The 9,687-nt window shown below is 22.2% G+C and carries 9 protein-coding genes; 8 read left to right on the top strand and 1 reads right to left on the bottom strand.

What is annotated here, in order from left to right:
- Positions 1-150: 150 nt before the first annotated feature.
- The 4 genes from AWT72_RS09995 to AWT72_RS07000 are packed head-to-tail and all read left to right on the top strand — an operon-like array spanning position 151 to position 4,704.
- Positions 151-297, top strand: coding sequence for an AlbA family DNA-binding domain-containing protein (locus tag AWT72_RS09995; protein WP_231501453.1), 147 nt, complete (start codon positions 151-153; stop codon positions 295-297).
- Positions 260-1,468: an ATP-binding protein gene (locus AWT72_RS07010; RefSeq protein WP_231724063.1), complete on the top strand. Its 1,209-nt coding sequence runs from the start codon at positions 260-262 to the stop codon at positions 1,466-1,468. Before AWT72_RS09995 ends, AWT72_RS07010 begins: the two co-directional genes overlap by 38 nt.
- A gap of 19 nt (positions 1,469-1,487) precedes the next feature.
- Positions 1,488-4,061 carry a DEAD/DEAH box helicase gene (locus AWT72_RS07005; RefSeq protein ID WP_067142896.1) on the top strand — a complete coding sequence of 858 codons (2,574 nt, stop codon included), beginning with the start codon at positions 1,488-1,490 and terminating at the stop codon, positions 4,059-4,061.
- A gap of 10 nt (positions 4,062-4,071) precedes the next feature.
- Positions 4,072-4,704: an SWIM zinc finger family protein gene (locus tag AWT72_RS07000; RefSeq protein ID WP_082680583.1), complete on the top strand. Its 633-nt coding sequence runs from the start codon at positions 4,072-4,074 to the stop codon at positions 4,702-4,704.
- 34 nt (positions 4,705-4,738) lie between these two features.
- Here the strand turns inward: AWT72_RS07000 and AWT72_RS06995 are convergent, their stop codons facing one another.
- Complete coding sequence (locus tag AWT72_RS06995) at positions 4,739-6,067, bottom strand: hypothetical protein (RefSeq protein WP_067142891.1); 1,329 nt, start codon at positions 6,065-6,067, stop codon at positions 4,739-4,741.
- A gap of 187 nt (positions 6,068-6,254) precedes the next feature.
- On the opposite strand from AWT72_RS06995, the gene AWT72_RS06990 reads away from it, so the two are divergent.
- The 4 genes from AWT72_RS06990 (at position 6,255) to AWT72_RS06975 (ending at position 9,282) form a co-directional block, all read left to right on the top strand.
- On the top strand, positions 6,255-8,234 hold the full coding sequence (locus tag AWT72_RS06990; protein ID WP_067142887.1) for a suppressor of fused domain protein: 1,980 nt from the start codon (positions 6,255-6,257) through the stop codon (positions 8,232-8,234).
- 65 nt (positions 8,235-8,299) lie between these two features.
- On the top strand, positions 8,300-8,545 hold the full coding sequence (locus AWT72_RS06985; RefSeq protein WP_156413102.1) for a hypothetical protein: 246 nt from the start codon (positions 8,300-8,302) through the stop codon (positions 8,543-8,545).
- Positions 8,542-8,751: a hypothetical protein gene (locus AWT72_RS06980; RefSeq protein ID WP_067142879.1), complete on the top strand. Its 210-nt coding sequence runs from the start codon at positions 8,542-8,544 to the stop codon at positions 8,749-8,751. Before AWT72_RS06985 ends, AWT72_RS06980 begins: the two co-directional genes overlap by 4 nt.
- A 168-nt stretch (positions 8,752-8,919) precedes the next feature.
- The gene (locus AWT72_RS06975; RefSeq protein ID WP_067142876.1) at positions 8,920-9,282 is read left to right on the top strand and encodes a hypothetical protein; all 363 of its coding nucleotides are present in this window, start codon (positions 8,920-8,922) and stop codon (positions 9,280-9,282) included.
- Positions 9,283-9,687: the final 405 nt, after the last annotated feature.

Raw genomic sequence — 9,687 nt, 5'->3', positions numbered from 1 at the left:
TAGAAATAAATGTCGGAATAAATGTCGGAATAAATGTCGGAATAAATGTCGGAATAAATGTCGGAATAAATGTCGGAATAAATGTCGGAATAAATTGATATAATGTCGCAAATATGATAATATGTGATTAAGAAAAAAGAGGTGATTAAAATGGATAAATATATAGAATCTGAAGTAGTTGAACTAAAAGAAAAGTATTCTGATACAATATGCAAAGAAATTGTTTCATTTTTAAACTCAAATGGGGGCACTATATATATTGGTATTAAAGACAACAGCGAAGTCATATGTTTATAAAACTTTAAGAAAGATATCTGATGTTATTACAGATATGATCGAACCTAATCCTCAAGGAGAAGTAAAGACGGAAGTAAAAATTATAAATGATAAAACATTAATAATTATAAATATAAATAAAGGTATAAAGCATTTATATTGTCAAAAAAAATATGGTTTTTCTCCAAATGGGTGTTCTATAAGAATTGGGACTACTTGTAAAAATATGACCGCTGATCAAATTAAAATAAGATATGAACAAAAATTTATAAATAATGAATATATGCTTAAAAAGAAATCTAATATGAAAGATTTAACATTTAGGGAATTAAAAATATATTATATAGAAAAAGGATATCATCTAGATGAAAAAACTTTTGAGACTAATTTGAACTTAAAAAGAGAAGATGGAGAGTACAATTTATTAGCTGAATTATTATCTGATAAAAACAATATACCTTTTATTGTGGTTAAATTTAAAGGTGAAAATAAGGCTTCAATATCTGAAAGAAATGACTATGGTTATGGTTGCCTTTTAAGTACATATATTAAAATAAAAAATAGATTAGAAGCTGAAAATATATGTTTTACTGATACAACAGTAAGACCAAGAAAAGATGAATATTTATTTGATTTTGATTCTGTCAATGAAGCAGTATTGAATGCATTTGTTCATAATGATTGGACTATTACTGAACCACAAATCTCAATATTTAATAATAGAATAGAAATACTATCACATGGTGGAATACCTGAAGGAATGTCAGAAAAGGACTTTTTTGAAGGGATTAGCAAACCTAGAAATGCAACATTAATGAGAATATTTTTAAATATGGGACTTACAGAGCATACAGGGCATGGTATACCCACAATAGTAAATAAATATGGTAAATCAGTATTTAAAATAACAAATAATTATATACATTGTATCATACCATTTAATGAAAAAGTTCGAAAAGAAATCAAAAATAAACTTTTTGCACAAAATTCAAGTAAAATAAAACTAACTAGAACACAAGAAAAAATGCTAAAATATTTATTAATAGATCCAAGTATGATTGCTAATGAACTTTCAAAAAAAATAGGAGTTAGTAGAAGAACTATAGAAAGATCACTAAAAGATTTAGAAAATAAAAAAATAATCGAAAGAATAGGATCTAAAAAAGATGGTAATTGGATTGTTGTTAAGTAAAATAATAAAGAGGTGAATTATGCTTAATGTAGTTTTTAAAACGAAAGGTTTCTATATAGAATATGATAAAAATGAGAATATAGAAAATTTTTTAAGAGAATATGAAAAAGATAAATATCAAGCTATATATGAACTTGCTTTCAAAACTGAAAATAAAAATTTAGGAATAGGAATAGCATATTTACAAAATATTGCTATTAGTTTTATTAGTGAGGTTTTGAAAGACCCATCTTTGGAATTTACAAGAGGGAATTTTAGTTTAAAAATTAATGACAATCTAAAAAAAGAACTTATTTTAAATATACCTTATTCAATAGGAGCTGAGTATATAAATGAAATATGGATAGATAATTTTTGGAACGAATTATTAAGAGTATTTAATATGCAGGTATTAGAATATAAAGGTAGTATAAAGGAGTATATTGAAAATAAGAATAGTAATTTACACATAGCTGATAAGATATTTTTTCATTTAGTTGAAAATAAAGATGAAAAATATCCATTTGCATTTATGGCTACATATTCATCAAAAAATAATGAAAAAAAGACTTATCATAAACCAATAGAACATGCTCTTATAAAATATAAAAATGAAACAAGTAAATTAGTGGAATTATTATCAACAGTTTTAAAAGTTTCTGGTAAGAGTAAATTTATTAAATCTTTACTTGAAAGTGGAGAATTTTTTAAACCCATAAAATTAAATTCTGAAGAAGCTCTCATATTTTTAAATGAAATTCCATTATATCAAGAAAATAATATAGTTTGTAGAATTCCTAATTGGTGGAGAAAAAAACATAAATTTTTTCAAGTAAGTTTTAAAGTAGATGAAAAATCGTTTTTAGGAGTTAATAGCATACTTTCTTTTAACCCAACAGCTATGTTAAACGGAAATTCACTTAGTAAGAAAGAATTAAAAGAATTTTTGAAAATGGCAGAAGGACTTGTTAAATTTAAAGGTGAATGGGTAAATATTAATCACGAACATATAAAAGATTTAATAAATATATTAGAAAATGAAGAAACAAGTAAAGATTATACTGTTAAAGATATTATTAGTATGCAATTTGGAGAAAATTCTAAATTTGATGAGAGTACATCAATTAAAACACAAAATTTTTTAAATCATTTAAAATACATTTTAGATAAAAGACAAAATACGAAAGATTTTAAAATACCTACTAGCATAAAAGCAAAATTTAGAAATTATCAAAAAGACGGGTATAAATGGCTTATGAACATGTATTCATTAGGTTTTGGTGCTTGTTTAGCAGATGATATGGGATTAGGAAAAACTCTTCAAGTACTAGCTTTATTAGAAAATATAAAAAAGAAGTCAAAAGAAACAGCACTATTAGTTGTTCCAGCTTCTCTAATTTCTAACTGGGAAAATGAAATAGCTAAGTTTGCTCCTAAATTAAAATATAAGATTTTGCATAATTTATATGGAGATTTTGATAAAGAGAATATAATTGAAAAAAATATATTCTTGTATATAACTACATATAATATGGTTAAAAAATTAGAAAATTTAAAAGATATTAAATGGCATTTAATAGTATTAGATGAATCACAGGCTATTAAAAATCCTAATACTAAACAAACTAAAGCTATAAAAGCATTAAAAAGTGATATTAGATTTGCTATGACAGGAACTCCTATAGAAAATAATTTAGGAGATTTATGGTCATTATTTGATTTTATAAATCCAGGATTACTAGGAACTCAAAAAAGTTTTAAGGATTTTTCCAAAAGAATTATTGAAGATAAAAATAATATAATTAAATTAAGAAGAACTGTTAATCCTTTTATATTAAGAAGACTTAAAACTGATAAAAAGATAATATCAGATTTGCCTGAAAAAATTGAAATAAAAGATTATGTTAATTTAACTGATAAGCAAATTGTATTATATGAAAAAATTGTTAATGATTTATCACATAATATAAATATTGTAGAAGGAATGAAAAAAAGAGGCTTAATAATGAATTCAATTGTAAAATTAAAACAAATATGTAATCATCCTTCACATTACTTAGGAATAAGTAAATATAATGCCAAAGATAGTGGGAAATTTGAATATTTAAATAATATATTAAAAACTATATATGATAAAAGAGAAAAGGTCCTTATATTCACTCAATATACTGAAATTATACCTTATTTAGATGAATATTTAACAAAGTTATTTGATAAAAAAGGGCTTGTAATTCATGGGAAAATACCTGTTAAGAAAAGAGGTAAAATTGTAGATGAATTTAATAACTCTGATTATATTCCTTATATGATATTATCATTAAAATCAGCAGGTGTAGGACTTAATTTAACATCTGCTAATCATGTAATTCATTTTGATAGATGGTGGAATCCAGCTGTTGAAAATCAAGCAACAGATAGAGCTTATCGTATAGGACAAGATAAAGAAGTTATAGTAAGAAAGTTTATAACAAAAGGAACTATAGAAGAAAAAATAGATAAAATGATAGATGAAAAGAAACAAATTTCAGAAGATGTATTATCAAGTGCAGATGATAAGTGGATAAGTGAAATGTCAGATAAAGAAATTATGGATTTAGTAAAATTAGATATTTAGGAGAATAAATATGCTAAAAGAAAAAAGAGAACCCGTGATAGTGGAAGGAAGATTACTTGCTAAAACATGGTGGGGTAAAAGTTGGAATAAAAATTTAGAGAGTTATGCTGATTATACTAACAGGATAGGAAGAGGTAGATCATATTTAAGAAATGGGGCTGTTATTCATTTCGAGATGAATAAAGGTAAAATATATGCACTATTACAAGGAAGTAGGAGAAAACCATATACTGTTTTTATTGATATAGAAATAGTTAGTGAGGCTAAAATTAAGAATTTAAAAAAATTTTTTAATGACATAGATACAATAGATAATTTAATAAAAGGAGAATTTCCAGAAAAAATGAGTAAATCACTATTAGATAAAAAATGTGGATTATTCCCAACTCCTAGTGAAATAGATTTTGCATGTTCTTGTCCTGATTGGGCTTATATGTGTAAACATGTCGCTGCAACTTTATATGCGGTAGGAACAAAATTAGATACTAATCCCATGCTATTTTTTGAATTAAGGGGAATAGATGGGAATGAGTTAATAAAAAATGAAGTAGTTGATAAATTAGAAAATATTTTAAGTAAAGATAAAATTAGAAGTCATAGAGTATTAGAAGAAGATGAAGTAGTAGAATTATTTAATCTTTAAAATAATAAGGGGAGAGTGCATTGAGTACTCTCCTTTAATAAAGTTTATTATCTTTTAATAAAAGAATTAAATTTCTTTTAGATTTATTTTCAGTTATATATTTATTTTTCTTAATATTCCATTCTTCTTTAAGATTATATTTAATCATAATATTTTGGATTTCAACTAATATTTCTACAGCCTTTGAGTAGTTTCCATGCTTTCCTGATATTGTATAAAAATCAACTTCTTTCCAGTATAGCTTAAGTACTTCATTAGTATAATCGTCTAATAAAAAACGACTATATTTATGTTTAGAATCTATGGTAGTATTAAAGTGATATTTGGATTTTTTCTTACTTTGCAAAAATTTAAGTATTTTATATTTTTGATTATCCTCCATACATATATCAAGATATTTAGTTGGTTTAATATCTTTTAATTTTTTTAGTAATTCAGGTTTATATTTTAGAAAGTCATTTTTATTAAGTTCTTTTTCGCATAAATTATATATAGAAGATATATTATTTTGTTGTGTTGCTTCATATAGTTTAAGAAGATAATATTTTTTCTTTTCATAATTTTTCCTTTTTGAATAATATTTATAAATTAGTTTTGTAATAGAAAAATCATGATAATTTTTATAAACTTGAATGAAAAAATCATCAATAGCTTTATCCATATTTCTATTTATATAGTAATTAAAGACATATTCATATATACTTGATTTATAAAAATTAACTTCATCTAGGCTTTTAATAGCAGTTTTAAGAGCTAGTTCAGGCATATTATTTTTTTCATAATAATCTACTAAAGCTAGTACAATTTCAGTATTATCAAGATTTTCTTTAGCAAGTTTTAAAAATTTATCATTTTCATTAACTTTTTTATATATTAAGATAGCATTAATTAAAAATATGTTATTTTTAACTAGATAATTTGCAATATTTATATTTTCTTCTTTGTTAATAGGTAATTTTATAACTATATCATATAATTTTTCAGGAAAAAAATGATCTTTAAAATTACATTTGGTTAAAATTTCTAAAATCATATTTATAAGTTTTTTTCTCGTTTCAAATGAGATTTTTTCTTTATATTCATTTAATATATTTTCTATTTCATCTAAATGAGCTATAGCATTATAAAATTCTTTTATATGATGCCTATAATAAAGATTACTATTGCTCATTGCTGGGAGAGCCTTGTTCCAATTATTAAATATTTGAGTTTCTATAATTAGTATATTATCATCCTTTTCTTTCATTATTTCTAAAAAAAGATTTTCAATATTGACATTAGATTGTATAAGTGAGAATAGAATTTTTTCAATCTCTTCACTATTAAATTTACTTAATATATTTTTAAATTTATTAATATCCATTAAAACTCATCTCCTTTTTTTTAGTATAGCATAGTGGTAATGAAAATGGTAGTAAATCTAGGCAAAAATAATTTTAATTTTAACTAAAAACATACTATATTTTTAAATTTAAAAGTTGTATAATAAATTTGATAGATGATAGAATTTGAAATATAGTTGATGTTATTATTAGAAAAGGGGAATTAATTTGAGAAAATTAAAATTAGTTAAAAAAATTAAAAATATGATTTATGGTATTGAAGATAGAAAATGTATTCATGAATATATTAATAATATATATGAGATAGATTATGTATATGATACAGATGTAGATGATTTGAAAATATATATTTCTAATCCAAGTAATGATAAAGATTATTATAAAATAACAACTGAAGGGTTTGGAAAAAATAAAGTTGAGAATATTTATGGAATAGATTCAAGAATAGAATTAGAGATTTTTCTTTCTAAAAAAGATATGGATAAAATAAACAATATTTATGAATTTATTATTGAAATGTATAAAGGATACAAGAATAAAAAAATAGATATTGTTATAGGAGATGTTATAAGTGATTCTTCAATTATTAGTAAATTAAATACAAATGCATTTAAAGATATTTTGATTTTGAAATCAATTGAAGATTTAAGTATTAATTTACCTAGTGGAGAAGATGTAAAATATTTACAATTAGTTCCTATATTAGAAATTGAGAGAAGATTTATAGAAGTATATGAATTCTACACTTTATTAGACTATTTAGATGAAAAAAAGCAAATTAAAGATTTTGTAGTTCTAGATTTTGATAGAGAAGTAATGATTGAAATTGAAGAAGATGAATATTCAGAAGAAATAATAAAATTAGAAAATGAAAATCAAATAGTAAAATTTAAAAGTAAAGGATTTGAAAAAATTGTTAGAAAGTTATATGGTTTAGAAGGGAAAATATATCATAAAGATATTGGATATAGAAAATCATTTAATTTAATGATTAAAATAAAAGATTTTGAGAATAAAATAAATTCTATAGATTTAGATAATGCCTTTCATAGTTTAGAAGATTTTAAATGGTTTACTAATTTAGAAGAATTATGCTTAGAATATGAATTTGATAAAATGACCACTATTAAAGGAGATGTAGCAGATTTAAAAAAATTAAAAAATTTAAAAAAATTAAATTTATCTGGAACTGATATAAAAGGAGAAATATCTAGTATTAAAGATTTAGATTTAGTGGAACTGGAAACGTCATTTAATTTAAGTGGAAATGTAAAAGATTTAATAAATTTTAAAAATTTAAAACTTTTCAAAAATTTTTCTTTATATTTTAAAGGAAGACATAAAGATTTAAATAAATTACCTAGTTTAGAGACTCTTCATTTATTAGGTGGAAATATAGAAGGGAATACAAAAGATTTAAGTAATTTAATTAATTTAAAAAAATTATCTTTAGAAGGATTAAATACTGAAGGAAATATTAAATATTTAAAAAAACTTGAAAATTTAAATGAACTTGTATTAGATTTTGTAGATGTAGATGGTGATTTAGAAAGTTTAGAGGAACTAGAAAATTTAAAAGTATTAGAAATAAAAAGTACAAATATTAATATGAATAAAGAAACTAAAAAAAGATTAAAAAATAAATTAGATTGGGCTTTATTTGAAGAAAAAGGAAGATATATGAAAGATATTTTCTATGATGATGAGGATGAATTAGATAATTTAGATTGTTTCAATATTGAAAATGATGAATTTGAATATTTTGATGAAAAATTATACAAAAAAACTAAAAAAGGTCTAGAATATATAATGTTATCAACTAAAAAAGGAAATTTGAAAGTAACTAGAGGAATAGTAGGTTCAAATGTTTTTCAAGTTGAATTAGGAATTTCATTAAAAAATGCTCCAGATTATGTAGTTAAAAAATTAGGAGAAGGATATAGTTTTTTGTATGAACTTGGAATTGAGGGAGTATTAGTATTTGAATCGGAATTAACATTCATAGATATGCAAGAGTTGGATGATTTGATAGAACAATACGGATTAGGACAAGTCCTTTTCAGTTTAGATTATGATAAAGTTGCAGTAGCGATAGTAGATATAGCTAAAACTCTTGAAATTGTAAACAAAGAATTTAAAATTGGAGCATTGAATTTTTATATAACAAGTGGTGAGAAAAATAGTTAATTACATTATAAATAATTATTGGAATGAAATATTTGTCAATTAATAAATTTATAAAAGTTTATAATATGTTAGAATTTAAATATGATAAAATTTTAGTAAGTCCAGTACTACTATTAACAAGTAAGTCAAAAGAAGATAAAGGTGGTGGTTATTGGGGTGAATGGTATGTTGATCATTTAGAAAATTTAAATGAAAATAAAGTTGCTAGTTGGTTTAATGATAGACTGTGTATGGTAGAAATTAATGAAAATATGGAAATTCAAGATAAAATTTATTCAAAGGAAAATTTTGCAAAATTGGTAAAAAAATGAATTTATATGATATATCATATGAAATAATGGCAATTCCAATTAGGAGTTTTTATGACAAAAATACAGATAAATTAGTTAAAAATGAGAAATTAAAAAGCTTTTTTAATAATATCATAAAAATAACAAAAGAAGAATTAAAAGATATAGATAATGAATTAAAATTTGAAAAATGTGAGAATGAAGAAAAAATTCAAAAAAATTTCTAAGTTTATTAAAAGAACTTTTAGGAGAAAATTAAAAGAATATCAAACTCTAATTGATATTAAATAACAGATACATAAACTTTTATAAGAACTTTGTATTATATAAAGTTGAAGATAATATAATTTGAGTAATTAATGCTATGTCATATGTATTAATTAGAATGGAGAAATATGCGATTTTTAGAAGAAGTAAATTTAATATTAGATAGTATGAATGAGGTAGAAAAAAATGAGTTTATACTATTACAAGCAAAACTTGTAAAATCTAATAAAAGAGATGCATTTTTGAAAGTACTGAAAAAAGAAAAAGAATATTTAGATATTATAGAAATGGATGTAATAGCTGAAAAAGTTAAATTAATAAAAAGTAAAGAAATATATTTGGAATATTATGAAGAGTATATAGAATTTAATGATTACGGTTATTATGGAGATTTTGAAATAAAATATTTAGATCCTTTTAATATTATAGATTTTTTAAAAAGAATAATTATAGATATATACATGTTATTATCATTAGGTAAAAAAAAATAAAGCAATAGAAAGAATAAGAAAAATCAAAGATACGAGGTAGATATAAGAGTAAATGAAAAATGTAAAGGTTCTGATCCAATTTATTATGAAATGAATTTAGAAATTTTAGCCTATGAAAATGTAATAGACAGAAACATTTATAAAACATTTTTAAAAGTAGTAGATATGGTTAATTAAAAATTATTATGGAGCATCAATAAATTATGCACCAAAATCAAAAATATTTACTAAAGTGGCTTAAAATAAAAAAACAAGTTAGAGGTCATTTTTATTTTTGTAATTATTGTAAAATATAATAAAAAATAAAATATATTATAATTAATGAATTTAGGTATTATAAAATTATATGTTTAATGTTGAAAAAAGCTAGAAATATCAAAAATATTGATAAATTCTAGCTTTTTT

The organism is Oceanivirga salmonicida (assembly GCF_001517915.1).
Lineage (GTDB): Bacteria > Fusobacteriota > Fusobacteriia > Fusobacteriales > Leptotrichiaceae > Oceanivirga > Oceanivirga salmonicida.
The sequence above is the reverse complement of the archived record's forward strand: the minus strand, read 5'-3'. Positions and strand labels throughout refer to the sequence as shown.

Coding starts and splice junctions, on each gene's coding strand:
- AWT72_RS06975 (WP_067142876.1), top strand. CDS start 8,920: ATGCGATTTTTAGAAGAAGTAAATTTAATATTAGATAGTATGAATGAG.
- AWT72_RS06980 (WP_067142879.1), top strand. CDS start 8,542: ATGAATTTATATGATATATCATATGAAATAATGGCAATTCCAATTAGG.
- AWT72_RS06995 (WP_067142891.1), bottom strand. CDS start 6,067: ATGGATATTAATAAATTTAAAAATATATTAAGTAAATTTAATAGTGAA.
- AWT72_RS09995 (WP_231501453.1), top strand. CDS start 151: ATGGATAAATATATAGAATCTGAAGTAGTTGAACTAAAAGAAAAGTAT.
- AWT72_RS07000 (WP_082680583.1), top strand. CDS start 4,072: ATGCTAAAAGAAAAAAGAGAACCCGTGATAGTGGAAGGAAGATTACTT.
- AWT72_RS06985 (WP_156413102.1), top strand. CDS start 8,300: ATGTTAGAATTTAAATATGATAAAATTTTAGTAAGTCCAGTACTACTA.
- AWT72_RS07005 (WP_067142896.1), top strand. CDS start 1,488: ATGCTTAATGTAGTTTTTAAAACGAAAGGTTTCTATATAGAATATGAT.